We start from the raw sequence: 21845 nt of genomic DNA, 5'->3' as shown, positions 1-21845 counted from the left end.
CGACGGCGCCCCCCATGCGTCGGCCGGGCCCAAGCCCGATAGCCTTCCGCCCATGACCGTTGCGTTCTTTTCCGGTAGCCGCCGCCGGGCCGCCGCCGCCCTCGGCGCTGTCTCTGCCGGGCTCCTCGTACTCTCCGCCTGCGACAAGCCGACGCCGCTCGCGACCGTGACGGTCGGAAGCGACTCGGTCAACAGCGAGGCGTCCTGCTACAACGACGGCGACGCCATCAAGGAGTCGCAGATCCAGACCTGCCTGAACAAGAAGGCCGAGAAGACCATCACGGTCTCCATGGACGACAAGATCCGGTTCGGCGTCGACCCGGAGATCGCCGACCACGGCTGGACGCTCTTCATCGGCGGGCAGCAGGCCGAGCAGGAGCCGTACAAGAAGTCGTACCGGACGATCCCGGCGAGCGCGTTCTTCTCCAGCCAGAGCGGCGAGACGTCCAACAAGGCGCAGATCAGCATCGTCGAGACGAACGGCAAGAAGCTGACCGGCATCTGGCACTTCGAGCTGAAGAAGTCGTCCTGACCTTGCGGGTTCTGGTCGTGACGGCCGTGGCGGCGGAGGCGGACTCCGTCGCCGCCGGCCTCGTCGGCTTCTCCGGGCCCGCCCCGTACCCGTCGCCGCGGGCACTGCCGAGCGGCCACACGGTGACGACGTACGCCCGCGGCCCGCTCCACGGTGCCCCGTCGGCGCCCGGGAGCGAGCCGGCCGACCCGTCCGGGCTGGTGGACCTGGTCGCCGTCGGGGTCGGACCGGCCGCCGCCGCGGTCGGCACCACCGCCGCGCTGGCCGGCGCCCCCTACCCGTACGACCTCGTCGTCTCCGCGGGGATCGGCGGCGGATTCACGGCGCACGCGCCCCTCGGGTCCGTCGTCGTCTCCGACGCGATCGTCGCCGCCGACCTGGGGGCCCAGACGCCCGACGGCTATCTGGCCGTCGAGGAACTCGGCTTCGGGCGGTCCACCCATCTGCCGCCGGACGGCCTGCCCGAGCGGCTGGCCCAGGCCCTGGCAGCCGGCGGGCAGCGGCACGTCGTCGCGCCCGTCCTCACCCTCTCCACCGTCACCGGCACCGCCGCCCAGGCCGCCGAGCTGGCCCGGCGGCATCCGCGTGCCGCGGCCGAGGCGATGGAGGGCTTCGGCGTCGCCGAGGCCGCCACCGCGTACGGCGTGCCCGTCGTCGAGATCCGCGCCGTCTCCAACGCCGTCGGCCCCCGCGACCGCGCCGCCTGGCGGATCGGGCAGGCCATGGAATCGTTGAGGTACGCCTTCCAGCTGATCAGCCCCACCGTCTTCCTGGCAACGGAGGCCCCGTGACCCTGCGCATCGCGTACTCGCCCTGCCCCAACGACACCTTCGTCTTCGACGCCTGGGCGCACGGCCGCGTCCCCGGCGCGCCCGCGCTCGACGTCACCTTCGCCGACATCGACGTCACCAACGCCTGGGCGGAGAACGGCACGGCCGACTACGACGTGCTGAAGGTGTCGTACGCCGTGCTGCCCTGGGTGCTCGACGAGTACGCCCTGCTGCCCTGCGGCGGCGCGCTCGGCCGGGGCTGCGGCCCGCTCGTGCTCTCCCGCGACAAGAGCATGGACCTCACCGGCAGGACGGTCGCCGTGCCGAGCGAACGGTCGACGGCCTATCTGCTGTTCCGGCTCTGGGCGGCGGACATGGTGCCCGAGGGCGTCGGGAACGTCGTCGTCATGCCGTTCCACGAGATCATGCCCGCCGTCCGGGACGGAAAGGTCGACGCGGGGCTCGTGATCCACGAGGCACGGTTCACCTACGGGAAGTTCGGCCTGCACTGCCTCGCCGACATGGGCGAGCACTGGGAGCAGACCACCCGCCTGCCGATCCCGCTCGGCGCGATCATCGCCAAGCGGTCGCTGGGAGAGGAGACGCTGCGGCAGCTCGCGGACGCGGCTCGCACATCGGTACGGATGGCATGGGACGACCCGGAGGCGTCCCGCCCGTACGTCCTCGAACACGCCCAGGAGATGGATCCGGCGGTGGCCGACCAGCACATCGGCCTGTACGTGAACGAGTTCACGGCCGACCTCGGGGAGAACGGCTACGCGGCGGTGCGCGGTCTGCTGACGCGCGCCGCGGCCGAGGGGCTCGTACCTCCCCTCGGCCGCGATGCGCTGGCGTTCGTGTGAGCGTGAGCCGTACGGGCTACACGTCCAGCTGGTCGGCGACGGCCCGCAGCAGGCCCGCGATCTTCTTGCCCTGCACCTTGTCGGGGTAGCGGCCCCGCTCCAGCATCGGCGTGATGTTCTCGAGGAGGGTGGTCAGATCCTGCACGATCGACGCCAGCTCGTCCGGCTTGCGGCGCTGCGCCGCCGCGACCGAGGGCGTCGGGTCGAGAACCGTCACCGAGAGCGCCTGGTCACCGCGCTGCCCCGCGACGACACCGAACTCCACGCGCTGGCCCGGCTTCAGGGCCTCGACTCCGGCAGGGAGCACCGACGAGTGGACGAAGACGTCGCCGCCGTCGTCGCGGGAGAGAAAGCCGAAGCCCTTCTCACTGTTGAACCACTTGACCTTGCCGGTAGGCACGTCTGTCCTCGTCCTCGTACTCGATGGGTGACGCCGCAAAAATCGGCTCTGGATAGCACTGCGGCGGGTCGCCCGGACCCGCGTTGCACCAAGGCTAATGGTCCAGGGGCTGGTGACAAGACGTCGCTGGTTTGTTCCTCCGGCCTGGGAACTACCCTGGCTGAATGCGTAGTGAAACCCCTTCGAACAGCGGCGCTCCCGGTGACGGCCTCGTCCGTGCCGGTGCGATGGTCTTCATCATCGGCGCGGTCGCCACTCTGGTCACTGTGGCACCCCTGTTCCTGGGCACGGAGCCCTTCCCGCCGGTCGCCTACGGCATCTGCATGCTGATGGGCGTGGGGTTCCTGATCGCCGCCGCGGGCGTTCTGCGCTCGATCGCGGCCCAGCGCCGCGAGGCGAGGTCCGCGCTTCAGCCCCGGTAGCTCTCCCACCACGCCGGAAACGCCGTCAGATCGGGCAGGATCACATCCGCGCCCGCGGCGCGCAGCTCCTCCTCGTCGCAGGGCCCGGTCGGCACGGCGACGGACAGGGCCCCGGCCGTACGCGCTCCACGTACGTCGCCCGTGTGGTCGCCCACGTACACGCGCGCGCCGTGCTCGCGCAGCGCCTCGGCCTTCGCCTCGGCCCACAGTCCGCCGATCACCGCGTCGGGCTCGATACCCAGGTGGGCGAGGTGGTGCTTGGCGTGCGGCTCGTTCTTGGCGGTGACCACGACGGCCCGGCCGCCCGCGTCGCGAACGGCTTGAATCGCATCCCTCGCGCCGCGCATGGCGAGCGTCGGGGCGATCGCGTACGCCGGGTAGAGGGCCCGGTACTGGATCACCATCTCCGGGACCCGCGCCGCCGGGAACCAGTACGCCAGCTCCTGTTCCAGCGGCGGACCCAGCCGGGTGACCGCGAGGTCGGCGTCGATCCAGGTGCCGGTCTCGGCGCGCAGCGCCTCGTACGCGGCCTTGATGCCCGGACGCGAGTCGATCAGGGTCATGTCCAGATCGAAGCCGACGGTGCGCGGGAGTGTCGTGTGCGAAGCCATAGGGGCCATTGTGCCCAGGCGCTCAGGACGCGCCCGGAGGGGGCGTGGACCGGACCCCTAGACTTAGCCAAGCCTTACCAACCTCCGTCCGTCCTGCCTTCTCTTCTCAGCCTCTGCTCAGCCGTTCCGATGGGTGTCGATGCCGACCGCCGCTGGCCCTTCCCCGCGTGTCTCGCGGCGTGTCCTCGCGACCGCGGCGGCAGCCCTCGCCCTGCTTCTCGCCGTCCTGCTGAGCCTCGCGGTCGGGGGCCGCGCCATCGCGCCCTCCGAGGTCTTGGACGCCCTGCTGCACGGCGGGCACAGCGACAACGCCGAGGTCGTACGGCAGCTCCGGGTGCCCCGGACCCTGATCGGGCTCATGGTCGGCGCGGCGCTGGCCCTGGCCGGCACGGCCCTGCAGGGCATCACCCGCAACCCGATCGCCGACCCCGGGATCCTCGGCATCAGCCAGGGCGCATCGGTCGGCGTGGTCGCGGCGATCGCGTTCGCGGGGGTCCACACCCTCACCGGATACGTGTGGTTCGCGTTCGCCGGCGCGGCCGCCGCCTCGGTCGCCGTCTACGCGATCGCGTCCGGCGGGCGCGACGGAGCGACCCCCGTGAAACTGGCGCTCGGCGGCGCCGCGATCAACGCGCTGCTGCTGTCCGCGACCACCGCGATCCTCACGACGAAGGCGTCGGCGCTCGACGAGTTCCGGTTCTGGCAGATCGGCTCGGTGGCCGGCCGGGACGCCGAGGTGGTCGGCCAGATCTGGCCGTTCCTGCTGGTCGGCGCCCTGCTGGTGCTCTCGGTCGCGCGTGGCCTGGACGCCCTGGCACTCGGCGAGGACATGGCGAGGGGCCTCGGTCAGCGGGTCGCGACGGTACGGATCGTGGGCGGGATCGGCGCGACGGTCCTGACCGGGGCGGGTGTCGCGGCGGCGGGTCCGATCGCGTTCATCGGGCTCGCGGTGCCGCACATCGCCCGCGCGATCGTGGGCGGCGACCACCGCTGGGTGCTGCCGATGGCGGCACTGGTCGGCCCGGTGATGCTCCTGGTCTCCGATGTGATCGGACGGGTCCTGTTCCCCCCGAGCGAGGTACCGGCCGGGGTGATGACGGCGCTGATCGGAGTGCCGTTCCTGGTGACGCTGGTACGCAGGAAGGCGGTACCGGCATGAGCGCCTCGGTCGACAGCCGGGACGACGCTCCCGCGAACCCCTCGCCCGGGCGGGTCCGGCCCGCCGGATACGTCCTGGTACGGCGCGGCCGCGGATCCTTCCTGGTCCACCGCCGGGCCGGGCTCGTCGCGCTTGCCCTGGGCGTTCTGCTGGCGGCGGCCTCGGTGGCGTACCTCTGCGTCGGCGAGCGCTTCGTACCGCCCGGAGACGTACTGGCGGTGGTCTTCGGGCGGCCGTCCTCCGCCGAGCTGGTCGTCGGGACCCTGCGGCTGCCGCGTCTCGCCGTCGCCCTGATGGTCGGCGCCGCCTTCGGCGTCGCGGGCGCGCTGATCCAGACGGTGGCCCGCAACCCGCTCGCCAGCCCCGACATCATCGGCATCAGCCAGGGCGCGGGCGCGCTCACCGTCGGGGCGATGACGTTCGGCGTCACCTCGTTCACGGTGCTGCCGTATCTGTCGGTCGCCGGCGGGATCGCCGCGGCGGCGCTGGTGTACGTGTTCGCGTGGCGCGGCGGGCTGCACGCGACCCGGTTCGTCCTGATCGGCATCGGCTTCGCCATCGCGCTCCGGTCGGTGACGACGCTGTTCATGGCGAAGGGCGATTATCTGGTCGCCCAGCAGGCCCAGATCTGGATGACCGGATCGCTGGGCGGCCGCGGCTGGGACGAGGCGGCGCCACTCGGCTGGACGCTGCTCGTGCTGGTGCCCGCCGTCCTGTGGGCGGCCCGCGCGCAGCGGACCGTGTCCCTGGACGACGACACGGCGACCGCGCTCGGCGTACGGCTCGGCCGGGTCCGGCTCGGGCTCGTCCTGGTCGGCGTGGTCCTCGCGTCGGTGGCGACCGGGGTGGCGGGCCCGGTCGACTTCGTGGCGCTGCTCGCCCCGCAGACCGCCCGCCGCCTCACCCGTACTGCCCAGATCCCGCTCCTGTCCTCGGCGCTGATGGGCGCGGTGATCGTGGTCCTCGCCGACCTGCTGGGGCGGCGGATCCTGTCGCCGGAGCAGCTGCCGGTGGGGGTACTGACGGCCGCGGTGGGCGCGCCCTATCTGATCTGGCTGATCGTCCGCGGCCGTACCGGACGCCCTGGAGGGAAGACCGCATGAGCAGGCTGACGGCGCGCGGGCTGACACTCGCGTACGAGGACCGCACGGTCGTCCACGAACTGGACCTGGCGGTCCCCGACGGCAAGGTCACGGTCATCGTCGGCCCCAACGCGTGCGGCAAGTCGACGACGCTGCGGGCGCTCGGGCGACTGCTCAGGCCGAAGGGCGGGGCGGTCCTGCTCGACGGCCTGGAGCTGGCGAGGATCCCCACGAAGAAGATCGCCCAGTCGATCGGCCTGCTGCCGCAGACCCCGGTCGCCCCGGAGGCCATCACGGTCGCCGACCTCGTCTCCCGGGGCCGACAGCCGCACCAGGCGTGGTGGAAGCAGTGGTCCGACGAGGACGAGCGGGCCGTCGTGGAGGCGATGGAACGCACGGACGTCGCCGCGCTCGCCGACCGTCCGGTGGACGAGCTGTCGGGCGGACAGCGGCAGCGCGTGTGGATCGCGATGGCCCTGGCCCAGGAGACGGACCTGCTGCTCCTGGACGAGCCGACCACCTACCTGGACATCTCCCACCAGGTGGAGGTCCTCGACCTGGTCCGCCGCCTGAACCACGCGCGCGGCCGGACGGTGGTCCTCGTCCTCCACGACCTCAACCAGGCGTCCCGCTACGCGGACCACCTGGTGGCGATGAAGTCGGGCCGCGTCGTGGCGGAGGGCCCGCCGGCCGACGTCGTCACCGAGGAACTCGTCCGGGAGGTCTTCGGCCTCGACTCCCTCGTGATCCCGGACCCGGTGACGGGCTCACCCCTGGTGATCCCGGGAGCACCGTGGTCGGCGGGGGAGGGCTCCGAGGGGCGGGACGGGGCACCCGGCTCCCGCGCCGTCGTCGCCCTTCCGGACACGACCTAAGGCCTTCGGGAGCGCCAGAGCAGGTAGAGGGCCGAGGTGAGTGCCGCTGCGCGGAGGAGCCAGGGCCAGGTGGTCGACAGGGCCTCGCCCAGGGCTTCACCGCCGGGGGCGATCGGGGTGCCCCAGCGGCCGTCGAACCTGCCCCACAGCCACACCGCCCCGCCCGCGGCCACCAGGCCCGGCAGGCCGAGGACCACCCACTTCGCCTCGGCACGGCTGATGCGGCGGGAGATGTAGGCGAGGGCCCAGCCGGCGGCCAGGGCGAGGAGGTTGCCGAAGGCCGCTCCGCCGATCAGCAGAAGTGCGGCGAGCAGGAGGAAGGGGTGCGCGAGCGCGACGCGCCCGGGCGGTGTCGCGGCTTCGACGACTTCTTCGGGCGCGGCGGCCACCGTCTTGCGGCGGAGCCGCAGGCGCCATCGCCCCCGCGGTGCGCCCTCGGCCTCGGCCCCCACGCCTTCCCCGGCCTCGCTCTCGGCCTCGTCGCCGTCCACCGGCGGCGGCTTGAGAATGTCCGGGATCTCCACCCCACCCACGAAGCCCGGCACCATCGGCACATCCGGCCCGTCCGCGTCCAGCCGCCACCAGTCCGGTTCCTCGCCCCCGGACGAACCGACCTCGTCCATTCCCGCCAGATGAGGGCCCGTCGGCGCGGGCGGCGGCTCCGTCGTTCCCCGGGGCTGCGGAATGACCCGCCGCCCCCGCCTCCGCTGCTCCGGCACCGGCCGCTTCGGCGCCGCCGGCTTCCGCAACTCCCGTACGGCCGCCCCCGCTTCACCGGACCCCGCGTGCACGACCCCGTCCACGACCTCGTCCGGCGTGCCGAGACCTCCGAGGATGCGGCGCACGGCGGCCGGGCTGTCGCCGCCGGACGACGACCGCCTCTGCTCGATCTCGCCGCGCAGCGCCGACACCAGCCGCATCCGGGTGCTCGAGGGCAGCTGCCGCTGCTGTGCCAGATCGCCGACCCGGCTCAGATAGTCGAAGACCAACTGGTCGCTCTCGATCCCCACAGTGCCCCTCCGCGCGCGTCCACAGCCGCCTGTGCCCGACGTTAGCGCCTGCGCAGGGGCTAACGTGGTCCGGATGGGGACCCGTCGGCGCAATCGGGAGGCGCACGTGCCCGAAGGATCAGGCGGTACGGCACCGCGCACCCTCGCGGAAGCGCTGCGGGCGCGGGGCGACGAAGGGTTGGCCGCGCTGTTGCGGGCCCGCCCCGATCTGCTGTCCCCCGTACCCACCGACCTCACCCAGCTCGCCACCCGCGCCGGGACGCGCGCGTCGGTCGTACGGGCCCTGGAGCGGCTGGACCGGTTCGCGCTCCAGACGGCGGAGGCTCTGGCGGTCGCGCCGGACCCGGCTCCGTACTCCGTGCTTCTCGCGCTGCTCGCCGGCGACGACGGCGACGCCGACACCGAGGGGGCGCTGCCCCGCACGGTGGAACTGCTGCGCGAGCAGGCCCTGGTGTGGGGGGACGACGATCGACTGCGCCTGGTGCGCACGGCCCGTGAACTGCTCGCGCCCTCGCCCCAGCACCCGTCGCCCACCGGGCTCGGTCCGACGGTCGCCGAGGCCACGGCCGGGATGTCGCCCGGCCGCCTCCAGGAGATCATCGCGGCGGCCGGCCTGACGTCCACCCACGACCCGGTGTCGGCGGTCGCCGCGTTGACGGACCTCTTCACCGACCGGCAGCGCATGGGCGAACTGCTCGACACCGCGCCGACGGAGGCGCTGACCGTGCTGGACCGGCTGGTGTGGGGGCCGCCGTACGGCGAGGTCACGGCCAACCCCGCGCCCCCGGTGCGCTGGCTCCGGGACCGGGGGCTGCTGCTGCCCACCTCGCCCCGCACGGTGGTGCTGCCGCGCGAAGCCGCTCTGCATCTGCGCGCCGGACGCGCGCACCGCGTGCCCGAGCCGCTGCCGCCGGTCGTGGCGGCGCTGCGGGAATACCGTCCACAGGTTGTGGACGGCGCGGCGGCGGGCCAGGCGTACACGGCACTCGCGACGGTCGAGGAGCTGCTGAAGGAGTGGAACGAAGGCGGCCCGGCAGTGCTGCGGGCCGGTGGCCTGTCCGTACGGGACCTCAAGCGCACCGCGGTCGCGCTGGACGTCAGCGAGCAGATGGCCGCGTTCTGGTTGGAACTCGCCTACGGCGCCGGGCTGCTGGCGTCGGACGGCGAGGCGGACGAGCGGTACGCGCCGACGCCCGAGGCCGACGACTGGCTCGCGCTCCCGGCGGCCGAGCGCTGGGCCCGCCTCGTCACGGCCTGGCTGACCGCGACCCGCACGGCGGGCCTGGTCGGCGGCCAGGACGCCAAGGGCCGCACCCTTTCCGTCCTCGGCCCGGATCTCGACCGCGGCGCGGCCCCGGAAGTCCGCCATCGCGTGCTCACCCTCCAGGCCGCCCTCCCCCCGGGCACGGCCGCGGACCCCGAGTCCCTCCTCGCCCGCCTGCGCTGGGACCGGCCCCTGCGCAGCGCCTCCGGCCCCGGATCCGGCTCGGACCTGCGGGCGAGGATCGCCTCCTGGACCCTGATGGAGGCGGAACACCTCGGCATCACCGGCCGCGGCGCGCTGGCGACCCCCGCGCGGGCGCTGCTGGGACTCGCTCCGGACGAGGTCCCCGCGGCGGACGCGCGGGCCTTCGCCGACCCGGGCATCCCCGCGTCGCAGGCCGAGTTCGCCCTCCGGGCCCGCCTCGCCGCCGAAGCCCTCGCACCCCTGCTGCCCGAGCCCGTCGACCACGTCCTGCTGCAGGCGGACCTCACCGCCGTCGCCCCGGGCCCGCTGCAGCGGCCGCTCGCCGAGATGCTGGCCGTGCTCGCGGACGTCGAGTCCAAGGGCGGGGCGACCGTCTACCGCTTCACGCCCGGTTCCGTACGCCGGGCCCTCGACGCGGGTCAGGCCGCGTCCGACCTGCACGACTTCCTGACGGCGCATTCGCGCACGCCCGTGCCGCAGCCCCTCGCGTACCTCATCGACGACGTGGCCCGCAGACACGGCCACCTGCGGATCGGCGCCGCCTCCGCGTACGTCCGCTGCGACGACGACGCGCTGCTCGGCGAGATCCTCGCCGACAAGCGGTCCGCGCCCCTGCGGCTGCGCCGCCTCGCGCCGACCGTGCTCGCCGCCCAGACGGACCCCCGGGCCCTCCTGGAAGGACTGCGCTCGATGGGCTACGCGCCGGCCGCGGAGTCCGCCGAGGGCGACGTACTGATCACCCGCGCCCACGCCTACCGCACTCCGCCGCGGACCGCCCCGGCCCCCGTGCCGGACGGCCCGCCCGCCCCCGACGCCACGCTCCTCGGCGCCGCCGTGAGGGCGATCCGCGCCGGTGACCTGGCCTCGACGGTCGTGCGGAAGGAAGCCCCGCAGACCCCCGGCCACATCCCGGGAGAGCTGCCGCGCACGTCCCCCGCCGACACCCTCGCCACCGTCCAGGCTGCGGCGATGACCGGTTCGGCCCTCTGGATCGGCTACGTCAACGCCGAAGGCGCAGCCAGCCAGCGGGTGATCGCGCCGGTCCGCGTGGAGGGCGGGTTCGTCACGGCGTACGACCACACGGCGGACGAAGTCCGCACCTACCCGCTGCACCGGATCACCGGCGTGGCGGAGCTCGCCGAGGACCCGGCCTGAGCCCCGCCCTCACTGCACCTAGGCGGTGAAGAGGCTGGGGCGGGCCAGCAGCGTCGCCTCGTGCGAGGCGATGGCGGCCCGGCAGGCGGCCACGAACGCGTCGAACCGCGCGTTGGTGTTGTTGGCGCGGTTGGTGGCGCCGCTGAACTTGTCCGGGGCGAACAGGCTCTGGCGCAGCTCCGTGGTCAGCTCCAGCTGTCCGCCGCCCTCGCCGAGCAGGGTGCGGTTGCAGATGTTGTTCGGCAGATCCCCGTTGAGGTCCTCCGGGTCGCCCGTCAGCACCTGGAAGCCCGCCTGCCGCAGGTTGGTGGTGAGCAGGGAACGGAAGGCGGCGTTGAGCCCGCCGACGACGACCGCCTCGGGCGCGTTGGCCGGGGCGCCCGCCTGGGTGGCCGTACAGCCGTGCAGGCTCAGCGCGTTCGCGCTCGCCGCGACCATGGACCGGGCCATGGGGTCGTCGTTGTGCGAGGCGGTGACGTGCAGAGGAGCGTTGTTGGACGACCGCAGCCCCTCCAGCATCCAGTAGTCGTACACCGGCGCCCCGGGCGCGAGCACCGACAGATCGCTGGGCTTGTAGCCCGCGATCCCGAGGCACAGCTCGGACGTACCCATCTCGATGCCGCCGCCGTGAATGGCCAGGATCGTCGTGAGCATCGGGCGGGGCGTGCTGGTCTTGTCGTTGTCGAACAGCTCGTGGCGCTTGAAGCGGCGCCCGAAGTCCGTCCCCTCGACGGTCGCCTTGTAGAGCTCGGTGTTCGACGGGTAGAGGTCGTCCGCGGCGGCGGCCGGGGAGGCGCTGAAGCCGGCGAGGAGCGGGGCCCCGGCGGCGGCGACGAGGCCGGTCAGGATGGTTCTGCGGCTGGCGAGTGGCTGAGACATGAGGTTCCCCCTCCAATGATGCGGACATGCCGCGTGGGAAGTGCTGAGGGAACCTAGCACCCGGGCTGACCTGCGCGGGAACTGCCTCCGCGCGCGGCCCCGGCGGCCGCCGTCAGAGCCCGGGCATGGGCCCCCGCGGGCCCGGGGGTGGCCGGATTCCGTACCCCTCCCCGGCGCCGCACGGAAGCCCGCACCCCCTCCTCCCGTACCCGCTCGTACCGCTGATCGCGCACGCACCCGTACCCCTCCGCGTACGCGATGAGCGACACTGGATGTTTGGCCGACCGGCGACCGGACGAGGCGGCCGTACGGAAAGGGTGAGGCGTGAACGGACCACTGATCGTCCAGAGCGACAAGACACTCCTGCTCGAGGTGGACCACGAGCAGGCGGACGCCTGCCGCCGCGCCATCGCTCCCTTCGCGGAGCTGGAGCGCGCGCCGGAGCACATCCACACCTACCGCGTCACCCCGCTCGGCCTGTGGAACGCCCGGGCCGCCGGCCATGACGCCGAGCAGGTCGTGGACGCGCTCGTGGAGTTCTCCCGGTACCCCGTGCCCCACGCGCTGCTCGTCGACGTCGCCGAGACGATGGCCCGCTACGGCCGCCTCACGCTCTCCAAGCACCCCACCCACGGCCTCGTCCTCACCAGCACCGACCGTCCGGTCCTGGAGGAGATCCTCCGCTCGAAGAAGATCCAGCCGCTCGTCGGCGAGCGTCTCGACCCCGACACGGTCGCCGTGCACCCCTCCGAGCGCGGCCAGATCAAGCAGACCCTGCTGAAGCTCGGCTGGCCCGCCGAGGACCTCGCCGGTTACGTGGACGGCGAGGCGCACCGGATCGACCTGGCCGAGAACGGCTGGGCCCTGCGCCCGTACCAGAAGCAGGCCGTCGAGGGCTTCTGGCACGGCGGCTCCGGTGTCGTCGTCCTTCCCTGCGGCGCCGGAAAGACGCTGGTCGGAGCCGGTGCCATGGCCCAGGCCAAGGCGACGACCCTCATCCTCGTCACCAACACCGTCTCGGCCCGGCAGTGGAAGCACGAGCTGGTGAAGCGGACCTCGCTCACCGAGGACGAGATCGGCGAGTACAGCGGTACGAAGAAGGAGATCCGGCCGGTCACCATCGCCACGTACCAGGTGCTGACCACCCGCCGGAAGGGCATCTATCCGCACCTGGAGCTCTTCGACTCCCGGGACTGGGGCCTGATCGTCTACGACGAGGTGCATCTGCTGCCCGCGCCCGTCTTCAAGTTCACCGCCGACCTCCAGGCGCGCCGTCGGCTCGGCCTGACGGCGACCCTCGTGCGCGAGGACGGCCGCGAGTCCGACGTCTTCTCGCTCATCGGCCCCAAGCGCTTCGACGCGCCCTGGAAGGAGATCGAGGCACAGGGCTACATCGCCCCGGCCGACTGCGTGGAGGTGCGGGTCAACCTCACCGAGACGGAGCGGCTGGCCTACGCGACCGCCGAGACGGAGGAGAAGTACCGCTTCTGCGCGACGACGGCGACGAAGCGGAAGGTGACGGAGGCGCTGGTACGGAAGTTCGCGGGCCAGCAGACCCTCGTCATCGGCCAGTACATCGACCAGCTCGACGAGCTCGGCGAGCACCTGAACGCTCCGGTCATCAAGGGCGAGACCTCCAACGCTCAGCGCGAGAAGCTCTTCGACGCCTTCCGCAACGGCGAGATCTCGGTCCTGGTCGTGTCCAAGGTCGCGAACTTCTCGATCGACCTGCCGGAGGCGACGGTCGCGATCCAGGTGTCGGGCACCTTCGGCTCGCGCCAGGAGGAGGCCCAGCGGCTGGGGCGGGTGCTGCGGCCGAAGGCGGACGGGCACCAGGCCCACTTCTACTCGGTCGTCGCCCGGGACACGATCGACCAGGACTTCGCGGCGCACCGGCAGCGGTTCCTGGCGGAGCAGGGGTACGCGTACCGGATCGTGGACGCGGACGAGCTGCTGGGCTGAGGCGCCGGACGGCGCGGACGGCCCGGGGCCCGGGGCCCGGGCTCAGTCCAGCAGCGCTACGACCGGGGCGGCGGCGGCCAGGACGTACTGGACGAGGACGACCTTGGAGCGCGGTCCGCTGCCGAGCGCGTCGCGGGGGACGGCGGCGGCGAGCACGCCGAGGACGCTGCCGAGGCCCAGGGCCCACATGGCGGCGGTGACGGCGGAACCGGCGACTCCATCGCCGCCGATGGAGTCCTCCAGAGTGATCACGCAGGTGGCGATGAAGGAGAGCAGGAGCAGGGCGAGGCCACCGAGGGCGGTCAACCGCAGCGCGGTCTGAGACGCGGGTGCGGGGGTGGTGGCGGTGGCCGGGGCTTGGGGAGCAGCGGGGCCGGGCGTCGTCGTCATGTGCTGATCACATCAGGGCGAGGAGGACGCGGGCGTCGGCGGGCGTACTCAGCCGGGGGAGTGCGGGTACTCACATCGGCGGGCGGCGGCCTCGGGCGGCGGCGTCCGGCTCGGCGAGGTGCCTGGTTCGGTGGCGGCCCCGCGGGCGGTGTCCGGCTCGGCGTGCGCCGGCTCGGTGGTGGCCTCGGCGGGCGGGCCGGCTCGGTGGCGGTCCTGCGGGCGGGCCGGTTCGGTGGTGGCCCTGCGGGCGGGCCCGGTTCGGGGGCGGCGGGCGGCTGCCTCAGTGGCGGTGCCTGACCCCGGCCTCTTCGGCGTACTCCCCGAGGACGGCGACACTGAAGGCGGCGCGGACGAAGACCTTGGCGGCGCGCAGAGCGTTGCCGACCCGGTGGGCGGGGCGCGGGCCGGCGCCTGTGGCCGTGGCGCCGGGGGCGTGGGTGAAGGTTGCTGTGCTCATGACTCCATGGTGGTCCTCGGGACCCCGAACGGCGTCGGTCTGGGGACTGAACCCCGGCGCCGCCCGCGTACGACTCCAGGCATACGGCGTCCCCTACGGGTCGTACGGGCGGCCCCCGGACGGCAGACAAAACGGTTCGACCCGGCCGTGGCCGGGGGCTAGAATCGCCAGCTTCCCCCGCCTCCTTCGCGGAGCGCCGCCGTCCGGACGGAAACCGGCGGCAGCCACGACGTGCACCCACGCAACCCGAGCCGGAGGCTGAGCCGTGCCCGCGCACGACCCCGAGCGCCCCCTGGATCCGCAGGATCCCCTGGCGCACGAGCGCGCCCACCTCACCTCCTCCCGTGCCGCGCTGCGCGCCATGCGGGAGGACGTCCAGGCCCTCGACATCCGCGATGTCACGGCGAACTGGGTCAACGCCGTCGTCCTGGAGGCCCAGATCGAGGAGAGGATCAAGGCGCTCGCCGACCTGGCGCACACCCCGCTGTTCTTCGGCCGCCTCGACTACCTCCACACGACACAGGAGGGTCAGCGCTTCTACATCGGCCGCCGTCACGTCCACGACGCCGGGGGCGACCCGATGGTGATCGACTGGCGCGCGCCGGTCTCGCAGCCGTTCTACCGGGCTTCGAAGCAGGACCCGCAGGACGTGGCGCTGCGGCGGCGGTTCGGTTACACCGGGGGCGAGCTCACGGCGTACGAGGACGAGCACCTCACCGACCCGTCGGAGGCCGCGCGGACCAGCAAGCTGCTCCAGACGGAGATCGAACGGCCGCGCGTCGGCCCGATGCGGGACATCGTCGCGACGATCCAGCCCGAGCAGGACGAGATCGTCCGCTCGGGTCTGTCCGGCACGGTCTGCGTGCAGGGCGGGCCCGGCACCGGCAAGACCGCCGTCGGGCTGCACCGGGTGGCGTACCTGCTGTACGCGCACCGGGAGCGGCTGGCCAGAACCGGCACACTCGTCGTCGGACCGAACGACTCCTTCCTCCACTACATCGAGCAAGTGCTGCCCGCACTGGGCGAGTTGGAGGTCCAGCAGGCGACGGTCGCCGACCTGGTCGCCCATGTCGAGGTGCGGGGGACGGACGAGGCCGCGACGGCGGTCGTCAAGGGCGACGCCCGGATGGCGGAGGTGCTGCGGCGGGCGCTGCGCTCCCACGTCACCCTGCCCACGGAACCGCTGATGGTCGTGCGGGGATCGCGCCGCTGGCGCATCCCCGCCCACGAACTCGAGGAGATCGTCAAGGAGTTGCTGAAAAGGGACATCCGCTACGGGGCCGCTCGCGAGGCCCTCCCGCAGCGCGTCGCGCACGCGGTGCTGGTCCGTATGGAACAGGCCGGCGAGGCGCCCGACGACCGGGTCCAGGACGCGGTGGCGCGCAACGCGGCGGTGAAGGCGGTCGTCAAGACGCTCTGGCCACCGGTGGACCCGGCGAAGCTCGTCCTGCGTCTCCTCTCCGAGCCCGACTTCCTGGCCGCGCACGCCGACGGCGTTCTCACCGACGACGAGCAGAAGCTCCTGCTGTGGCAGAAGCCGGCCCGGTCGGTGAAGTCGGCGACGTGGTCGGCGGCGGACGCGGTCCTGATCGACGAGGCGGCGGACCTGGTGGCACGGACGCATTCCCTCGGCCATGTCGTCCTCGACGAGGCCCAGGACCTCTCCCCGATGCAGTACCGCGCGGTCGGCCGCCGCTGCACGACCGGCTCGGCGACCGTCCTCGGCGACCTGGCGCAGGGCACGACGCCCTGGGCGACGGAGAGCTGGGCGGAGGCGCTGCGGCACCTGGGCAAGGCGGATGCGGTGGTCGAGGAGCTGACGGCGGGCTTCCGTGTGCCGCGCGAGGTGATCGCGTACGCGTCACGCCTGCTGCCCCACATGTCCCCGGGCCTGGCGCCGGTCTCCTCGGTCCGCGAGGCGCCGGGGTCCCTGGAGATCCGCGCGGTCGAGCGGGTCGAGGACCTGGACGCGGCGGTCGTCGCGGCCTGTGTGGCGTCCCTGCGCCATGAGGGCTCGATCGGCCTGATCGCCGCGGATCCGCGCATCCCGTCCCTGGCGGCGGCCCTGGAGGCCGCGGGCCTCTCTGCCTTGTCCCCGGGCGAGGAGACGACCCAGGAATCCCGGCTGACGCTGGTCCCGGCGTCCCTGGCGAAGGGCCTGGAGTACGACTACGTGGTCCTGGACGAGCCGACGGCGGTCGTCGACGCGGAGCCGGATGAACGAACGGGCCTTCGGCGCCTGTACGTGGCCCTGACGAGGGCGGTCTCGGGGCTGACGGTGCTCCACGCGACGAGGTTGCCGTGGCAGCTGGGGGAGTAGGGGGCGAGGGCGTCGGGGGCGGCGAGGGCGTCGGGTTCGTGGGGTTCGTCGGGGCGAAGGTTCGACGGGGGTTGGAGGGGTTCGTCGGGGCGGACCCACCCGAACCATCCGACCCCGGTCCGCCTCGACAGACCACCCTCGCCCCAGTGCAGTATCTTGGACTAAAAGGTCCACCCCGATGAACCGATCTTGAAGGAAGCGTTCCGGTGACGGCGAACAACCCCCGCACGGCCCCGGCCCCGGCCCCCGCCCCCACGGCGCCCACGCCCCCCGCCGCATCCGCCGTCGCCCTGCCCGAGGCCGCCGCCGCTCAGCCCGACGTGCCGCCCGCCCCCCGCGGCGGAACCCTCGGCTCCGTCGCCCTCGTCGTCGCCGGTGGCCTCTCCGTGCAGTTCGGGTCCGCCGTCGCCGTACTGCTCATGCCCCGGGCGGGCGCTCTCGGTGTCGTGACCCTGCGGCTCGTCCTCGCCGCGATCGTCCTGCTGGTCGTCTGCCGCCCCAAGGTGCGCGGATACGCCCGCTCCGACTGGACGACCGTCCTCGTCTTCGGCGCCGTGATGGCCGCGATGAACCTGCTCTTCTATCAGTCCACCGCCCGGATCCCGCTCGGCGTGGCCGTCACCCTGGAGGTCCTCGGCCCGCTCGCCCTCTCCGTCGTCGCCTCGCGCCGCCTGATCAATGTGGTCTGGGCCGGCCTGGCCCTCGCCGGCGTGGTCCTCCTGGGAGGGGGCGGCTTCGGCCGGCTCGATCCGCTCGGCGCCGTCTTCGCACTGGCCGCCGGCGCCGCGTGGGCCGCGTACATCGTCTTCAGTGCCCGTACCGGCAGGCGCTTCCCGCAGGCCGACGGGCTCGCTCTCGCGATGGCCGTCGGTGCCGTGCTCACCCTGCCGGTCGGCCTCGCCGAGTCCGGCTCCAAGATGCTGGTGCCGTCCACCATCGGGCTCGGCCTGGCCGTCGCCCTCATGTCGTCCGTCCTGCCCTACACCCTCGAACTGCTCGCGCTGCGCCGCCTCCCCGCCCCCACCTTCGCCGTTCTGATGAGTCTGGAACCGGCCATCGCGGCGACCGCCGGGTTCCTCGTCCTCCATCAGGCGCTGAGTGCCACCGACGCTCTGGCGATCGCCCTGGTCATCGCGGCGAGCATGGGCGCGGTCCGCTCCCAGATGCCCGCGAGGGCGGCGCGCCGCAAGCGGGCGGAGGAGCCCACGGGTCCGCCAGGAGCGGCCAAAAAGTAAAGCAAGCACGCTTGATTGTTTCTCCGGGCGCTGCCATGCTCCTCGGCACACAGCCGTGTCCCGAGGGGAGCGCACCGTGTCCGACCCTGCCGTCGTCCTCGACGATCTGCGCAGCGAAAGCCAGGAACTCGACGCCCTGGTAGCGGGTGTGAGTCCGGAGCGGTGGGCCACGCCCACTCCCGCCGCCGGGTGGAGCGTCGCCCACCAGATCGCCCACCTCGCCTGGACCGACGGCGCCGCGCTCCTCGCCGTCACCGATCCCGACGCCTTCGCCGCCGAGGCGCGGAAGGCCGCCGCCGCCCCCGACTCGTTCGTCGACGAGGGCGCGGAGACAGGCGCCGCCCTGCCGCCCGCCGAGTTGCTCGCCCACTGGCGCGCCGGCCGCGAGCAGCTCCAGGACGCCCTGCGTGCCGCGCCCGCCGGTGCCCGTTTTCCCTGGTACGGCCCGCCCATGAGCGCGACCTCCATGGGCACGGCCCGCCTCATGGAGACCTGGGCCCACGGCCAGGACGTCGCCGACGCGCTCGGAGCCGTGCGCGAACCGACCGACCGTCTGCGGCATGTGGCGTGGATCGGGGTTCGGGCCCGGGACTACGCCTATGTCGTACGGGGCGTCAAGCCGCCGGCCGAGCCGTTCCGCGTGGAGCTGGTCGCCCCCGACGGCGAGGAGTGGCTGTTCGGACCCCCCGACGCGGCCCAGCGCGTCACCGGTCCGGCCCTCGACTTCTGTCTCCTCGTCACCCAGCGCGCGCACCGCGACGACCTGGCCCTGCGCGCCGAGGGCGCCGACGCGGCGCAGTGGCTGGAGATCGCCCAGGCCTTCGCGGGTCCGGCGGGCCCCGGCCGCGCACCCCGGAGCGGCCGGTGACCGGCGGCCCTCACGGCGACGACCCGATGCCGGGCCGGCCCGTGGAAGGAGCGCTCCCCGACGACTGGGCCCCGCCGCGCGCACCGGCCCCCCTCCGCATCGGGAACGCATCCGGCTTCTACGGTGACCGGTTCGACGCCGTGCGCGAGATGCTCACCGGGGGCGCGCTCGACGTCCTCACCGGTGACTATCTCGCCGAGCTCACCCTGCTCATCCTCGGCCGCGACCGCCTCAAGGACCCCGGCGCGGGGTATGCGCGGACGTTCCTGCGGCAGATGGAGGAGGGCCTCGGTCTCGCCCGGGAGCGGGGCGTGAAGCTGGTGACCAACGCGGGCGGGCTCAACCCGGCCGGGCTGGCCGCCGCCCTGCGCGACCTCGCCGACCGCCTGGGTCTTCCCGTCCGGATCGCCCATGTCGAGGGCGATCAGCTCCCCGCGCCCGACGGCGTGCTCACCGCCAACGCCTACCTCGGCGGCGGCGGGATCGCGGCCTGTCTGCGCGCCGGCGCCGATGTCGTGGTCACCGGCCGCGTCACGGACGCCGCCCTGGTCACCGGCCCGGCGCAGTGGCACTTCGGCTGGGGCCCGGAGGAGTACGACCGGCTCGCGGGCGCGGTCGTCGCCGGGCACGTCCTGGAGTGCGGGACCCAGGCCACCGGCGGCAACTACGCCTTCTTCTCCGGCCACGACGTGCGCCGGCCCGGCTTCCCCGTCGCCGAGATCCACCCCGACGGCACCTCGGTGATCACCAAGCAGGACGGTACGGGCGGGGTCGTCGACCTCGGCACGGTCACCGCGCAGCTGTTGTACGAGACGGCGGGCGCCCGGTACGCCGGGCCGGACGTCACCGCCCGCCTCGACACCGTACGGCTCACCCAGGAGGGCCCCGACCGGGTCGCGATCAGCGGCGTACGCGGTGAGGCCCCGCCCCCGACCCTCAAGGCCGGGCTGACCCGGCTCGGCGGCTGGCGCAACGAGGTCGTGTTCGTCCTGACCGGCCTCGACATCGAGGCCAAGGCCGGGCTGGTGAAGGACCAGATCGAGGACGCCTTCGCGCGCGCCAAGGCCCGCCCGGGCCATGTGCGGTGGGAGCTGGCCCGCACCGACCGGGCGGACGCCGCCACGGAGGAGACCGCGAGCGCGCTGCTGCGGCTCGTAGTGCGCGACTCCGACCCGCAGGCGGTCGGACGCGCGCTGAGTGGCGCGGCGATCGAGCTGGCGCTCGGCAGTTACCCCGGCTTCCATGTCACCGCGCCGCCGGGGAAGGGCTCGCCGTACGGCGTCTTCGAGGCCGCGTACGTCCCGGCGGGGGAGGTCACGCACACGGCGGTGCTGCCGGACGGGTCGCGCCGGGTGATCGCCGCCCCCGTACGCACCGCCGCGTTGGAGCCCGTCCCGGATCCCCCGCTGCCCGCGCCGCTCCCCGGCGGGCCGACCCGCCGGGCGCCGCTGGGTCTGGTCGTGGGAGCCAGGAGCGGCGACAAGGGCGGTGACGCGAATGTCGGCGTCTGGGCCGGGACCGACACGAGCTGGCGCTGGCTGGCCCACGCCCTGACCGTCGACCGGTTCCGCGCGCTCCTCCCGGAGACCGCAGGACTGGACGTCGTACGCCATGTGCTGCCGGAGCTGCGGGCGTTGAACTTCGTCGTCACCGGTCTGCTCGGGGAGGGGGTCGCCGCCCAGGCCCGTTTCGACCCGCAGGCCAAGGGCCTCGGCGAATGGCTCCGCTCGCGGCACATCGACATCCCGGAGGAACTCCTGTGACCGTGCTCGCCTCCGCCCTCGACACCGGCGGACCCGACTACGCCGCTCACCGCGCGGCCATGCTCGACAAGCTCGCCGCGCTCGACGCGGAGCACGCGAAGTCGCTCGCGGGCGGCGGTGAGAAGTACGTCGCCCGGCACCGGGCGCGTGGCAAGCTCCTCGCCCGCGAACGCATCGAGCTGCTCGTCGACCCCGACACCCCCTTCCTCGAACTGTCGCCGCTCGCCGCCTGGGGCAGCGAGTACCCGGTCGGCGCGTCGATCGTCACCGGCATCGGGATCGTCGAGGGCGTGGAGTGCCTGATCACCGCCAACGACCCGACCGTCCGGGGCGGCGCCTCCAACCCCTGGACGCTGAAGAAGGCCCTGCGCGCGAACGAGATCGCGTACGCCAACCGGCTTCCGTGCATCGCCCTCGTGGAGTCCGGCGGCGCCGACCTGCCGTCGCAGAAGGAGATCTTCATCCCCGGCGGGGCGCTGTTCCGGGACATCACGCGCCTGTCGGCGGCCGGGATACCCACGATCGCGGTCGTCTTCGGGAACTCGACGGCGGGCGGGGCGTACGTCCCCGGCATGTCCGACCACACCGTGATGATCAAGGAGCGGTCGAAGGTCTTCCTCGGCGGGCCGCCGCTGGTCAAGATGGCGACCGGTGAGGAGAGCGACGACGAGTCCCTCGGCGGCGCCGAGATGCACGCCCGGACCTCCGGGCTCGCCGACCACTACGCCGTCGACGAGCCGGACGCGCTGCGCCAGGCCCGCCGGATCGTCGCCCGCCTGAACCACCGCAAGGCGCGGCCCGCACCCGGGCCGTTCATGTCGCCCGAGCACGACGAGGACGAACTGCTCGGGATCGTCCCGGGGGACCTGAAGACGCCCTTCGATCCGCGAGAGGTCGTGGCGCGGATCGTGGACGGCTCGGACTTCGACGAGTTCAAGCCGCTGTACGGCACGAGCCTGGTGACCGGGTGGGCGTCGCTGCACGGGTACCCGGTCGGCATCCTCGCCAACGCGCAGGGCGTGCTCTTCAGCGCCGAGTCCCAGAAGGCGGCGCAGTTCATCCAGCTGGCCAACCAGCGGGACATCCCGCTGGTGTTCCTGCACAACACCACCGGCTACATGGTCGGCAGGGAGTACGAGCAGGGCGGCATCATCAAGCACGGCGCGATGATGATCAACGCGGTGTCGAACTCGAAGGTCCCGCATCTGTCCGTGCTGATGGGGGCGTCGTACGGCGCCGGGCACTACGGCATGTGCGGGCGGGCGTACGACCCGCGCTTCCTCTTCGCCTGGCCCAGTGCCAAGTCGGCGGTCATGGGACCGCAGCAGCTCGCCGGTGTCCTGTCGATCGTCGCGCGCGCGTCGGCCGCCGCGAAGGGGCAGCCGTACGACGACGAGGCGGACGCGGGGCTGCGCGCGATGGTGGAGCAGCAGATCGAATCCGAGTCCCTGCCGATGTTCCTGTCGGGGCGACTGTACGACGACGGGGTCATCGATCCCCGTGACACCCGCACGGTCCTCGGGCTGTGCCTGTCCGCGATCCACACGGCCCCCGTCGAAGGCGCGCGCGGCGGCTACGGCGTCTTCCGAATGTGAGGCCCCTGATGACTCAGTCGACTCAGTCG

At 73.3% G+C, this 21845-nt stretch carries 20 protein-coding genes; 14 read left to right on the top strand and 6 right to left on the bottom strand.

Annotated features, from left to right (window positions below):
- Window positions 1–52 precede the first annotated feature (52 nt).
- From ACZ7J0_RS21510 to ACZ7J0_RS21500, 3 genes are read left to right on the top strand one after another with little or no spacing between them, the layout of a single operon-like run.
- Window positions 53–532: a DUF2771 domain-containing protein gene (locus ACZ7J0_RS21510; RefSeq protein ID WP_470889626.1), complete on the top strand. Its 480-nt coding sequence runs from the start codon at window positions 53–55 to the stop codon at window positions 530–532.
- A gap of 2 nt (window positions 533–534) precedes the next feature.
- Window positions 535–1323, top strand: a complete 789-nt coding sequence (locus tag ACZ7J0_RS21505) for a futalosine hydrolase (protein ID WP_470889624.1) — start codon at window positions 535–537, stop codon at window positions 1321–1323.
- The gene (locus tag ACZ7J0_RS21500; RefSeq protein ID WP_470889622.1) at window positions 1320–2165 is read left to right on the top strand and encodes a 1,4-dihydroxy-6-naphthoate synthase; all 846 of its coding nucleotides are present in this window, start codon (window positions 1320–1322) and stop codon (window positions 2163–2165) included. Before ACZ7J0_RS21505 ends, ACZ7J0_RS21500 begins: the two co-directional genes overlap by 4 nt.
- 16 nt (window positions 2166–2181) lie before the next feature.
- Here ACZ7J0_RS21500 and ACZ7J0_RS21495 read toward each other — a convergent pair whose 3' ends face one another.
- Window positions 2182–2565 (bottom strand): cold-shock protein, encoded by a 384-nt coding sequence (locus tag ACZ7J0_RS21495; protein ID WP_469121660.1) that lies wholly within the window; start codon window positions 2563–2565, stop codon window positions 2182–2184.
- Window positions 2566–2729: 164 nt separating this feature from the next.
- Between ACZ7J0_RS21495 and ACZ7J0_RS21490 the strand changes: the two genes are divergently transcribed.
- Window positions 2730–2987: a hypothetical protein gene (locus tag ACZ7J0_RS21490; protein WP_470889620.1), complete on the top strand. Its 258-nt coding sequence runs from the start codon at window positions 2730–2732 to the stop codon at window positions 2985–2987.
- Here ACZ7J0_RS21490 and ACZ7J0_RS21485 read toward each other — a convergent pair.
- Window positions 2975–3598, bottom strand: a complete 624-nt coding sequence (locus tag ACZ7J0_RS21485) for an HAD family hydrolase (RefSeq protein WP_470889618.1) — start codon at window positions 3596–3598, stop codon at window positions 2975–2977. The two genes, ACZ7J0_RS21490 and ACZ7J0_RS21485, sit on opposite strands and share 13 nt — an antisense overlap.
- 139 nt (window positions 3599–3737) lie before the next feature.
- Between ACZ7J0_RS21485 and ACZ7J0_RS21480 the strand changes: the two genes are divergently transcribed.
- Genes ACZ7J0_RS21480 through ACZ7J0_RS21470 form a run of 3 tightly spaced genes read left to right on the top strand, consistent with a single transcriptional unit; the run spans window position 3738 to window position 6714 of the window.
- A complete protein-coding gene (locus ACZ7J0_RS21480) occupies window positions 3738–4757 on the top strand; it encodes a FecCD family ABC transporter permease (RefSeq protein ID WP_470889616.1) in 1020 nt (339 codons plus the stop codon).
- Window positions 4754–5860, top strand: coding sequence for a FecCD family ABC transporter permease (locus ACZ7J0_RS21475; protein ID WP_470889615.1), 1107 nt, complete (start codon window positions 4754–4756; stop codon window positions 5858–5860). The genes ACZ7J0_RS21480 and ACZ7J0_RS21475 overlap by 4 nt, the downstream gene beginning before the upstream one ends.
- Window positions 5857–6714: an ABC transporter ATP-binding protein gene (locus ACZ7J0_RS21470; protein ID WP_470889613.1), complete on the top strand. Its 858-nt coding sequence runs from the start codon at window positions 5857–5859 to the stop codon at window positions 6712–6714. The genes ACZ7J0_RS21475 and ACZ7J0_RS21470 overlap by 4 nt, the downstream gene beginning before the upstream one ends.
- Here ACZ7J0_RS21470 and ACZ7J0_RS21465 read toward each other — a convergent pair.
- A complete protein-coding gene (locus ACZ7J0_RS21465) occupies window positions 6711–7724 on the bottom strand; it encodes a hypothetical protein (RefSeq protein ID WP_470889612.1) in 1014 nt (337 codons plus the stop codon). The two genes, ACZ7J0_RS21470 and ACZ7J0_RS21465, sit on opposite strands and share 4 nt — an antisense overlap.
- Window positions 7725–7797: 73 nt before the next feature.
- Between ACZ7J0_RS21465 and ACZ7J0_RS21460 the strand changes: the two genes are divergently transcribed.
- Window positions 7798–10347, top strand: a complete 2550-nt coding sequence (locus ACZ7J0_RS21460) for a helicase-associated domain-containing protein (protein ID WP_470889610.1) — start codon at window positions 7798–7800, stop codon at window positions 10345–10347.
- Window positions 10348–10365: 18 nt separating this feature from the next.
- On the opposite strand, the gene ACZ7J0_RS21455 is transcribed toward ACZ7J0_RS21460, so the two are convergent.
- Entirely contained in the window at window positions 10366–11226 is an 861-nt protein-coding gene (locus ACZ7J0_RS21455; RefSeq protein ID WP_470889608.1) for a poly-gamma-glutamate hydrolase family protein, read from the bottom strand.
- A gap of 324 nt (window positions 11227–11550) precedes the next feature.
- On the opposite strand from ACZ7J0_RS21455, the gene ACZ7J0_RS21450 reads away from it, so the two are divergent.
- Window positions 11551–13188 (top strand): DNA repair helicase XPB, encoded by a 1638-nt coding sequence (locus ACZ7J0_RS21450; protein WP_470889606.1) that lies wholly within the window; start codon window positions 11551–11553, stop codon window positions 13186–13188.
- Window positions 13189–13230: 42 nt separating this feature from the next.
- Here the strand turns inward: ACZ7J0_RS21450 and ACZ7J0_RS21445 are convergent, their stop codons facing one another.
- Both ACZ7J0_RS21445 and ACZ7J0_RS21440 read right to left on the bottom strand, forming a co-directional pair.
- On the bottom strand, window positions 13231–13578 hold the full coding sequence (locus ACZ7J0_RS21445; RefSeq protein ID WP_470889604.1) for a hypothetical protein: 348 nt from the start codon (window positions 13576–13578) through the stop codon (window positions 13231–13233).
- Between the two features lie 280 nt (window positions 13579–13858).
- Complete coding sequence (locus ACZ7J0_RS21440; RefSeq protein WP_468712007.1) at window positions 13859–14035, bottom strand: hypothetical protein; 177 nt, start codon at window positions 14033–14035, stop codon at window positions 13859–13861.
- A gap of 265 nt (window positions 14036–14300) precedes the next feature.
- Here ACZ7J0_RS21440 and ACZ7J0_RS21435 point away from each other — a divergent pair, with 265 nt between their 5' ends.
- The 5 genes from ACZ7J0_RS21435 to ACZ7J0_RS21415 all read left to right on the top strand — a co-directional run bounded on the left by ACZ7J0_RS21435 (window position 14301) and on the right by ACZ7J0_RS21415 (window position 21816).
- A complete protein-coding gene (locus ACZ7J0_RS21435; RefSeq protein WP_470889602.1) occupies window positions 14301–16355 on the top strand; it encodes a HelD family protein in 2055 nt (684 codons plus the stop codon).
- Between the two features lie 290 nt (window positions 16356–16645).
- Window positions 16646–17590, top strand: coding sequence for an EamA family transporter (locus ACZ7J0_RS21430; RefSeq protein ID WP_470889759.1), 945 nt, complete (start codon window positions 16646–16648; stop codon window positions 17588–17590).
- A 76-nt stretch (window positions 17591–17666) separates the two neighbouring features.
- Entirely contained in the window at window positions 17667–18458 is a 792-nt protein-coding gene (locus ACZ7J0_RS21425; protein WP_470889600.1) for a TIGR03084 family metal-binding protein, read from the top strand.
- A gap of 26 nt (window positions 18459–18484) precedes the next feature.
- The gene (locus ACZ7J0_RS21420; protein WP_470889757.1) at window positions 18485–20221 is read left to right on the top strand and encodes an acyclic terpene utilization AtuA family protein; all 1737 of its coding nucleotides are present in this window, start codon (window positions 18485–18487) and stop codon (window positions 20219–20221) included.
- A complete protein-coding gene (locus ACZ7J0_RS21415) occupies window positions 20218–21816 on the top strand; it encodes an acyl-CoA carboxylase subunit beta (RefSeq protein WP_470889598.1) in 1599 nt (532 codons plus the stop codon). The genes ACZ7J0_RS21420 and ACZ7J0_RS21415 overlap by 4 nt, the downstream gene beginning before the upstream one ends.
- Window positions 21817–21845 lie beyond the last annotated feature (29 nt).

It is taken from the genome of Streptomyces sp. NPDC038280 (assembly GCF_055600045.1).
The sequence above is the reverse complement of the archived record's forward strand: the minus strand, read 5'-3'. Positions and strand labels throughout refer to the sequence as shown.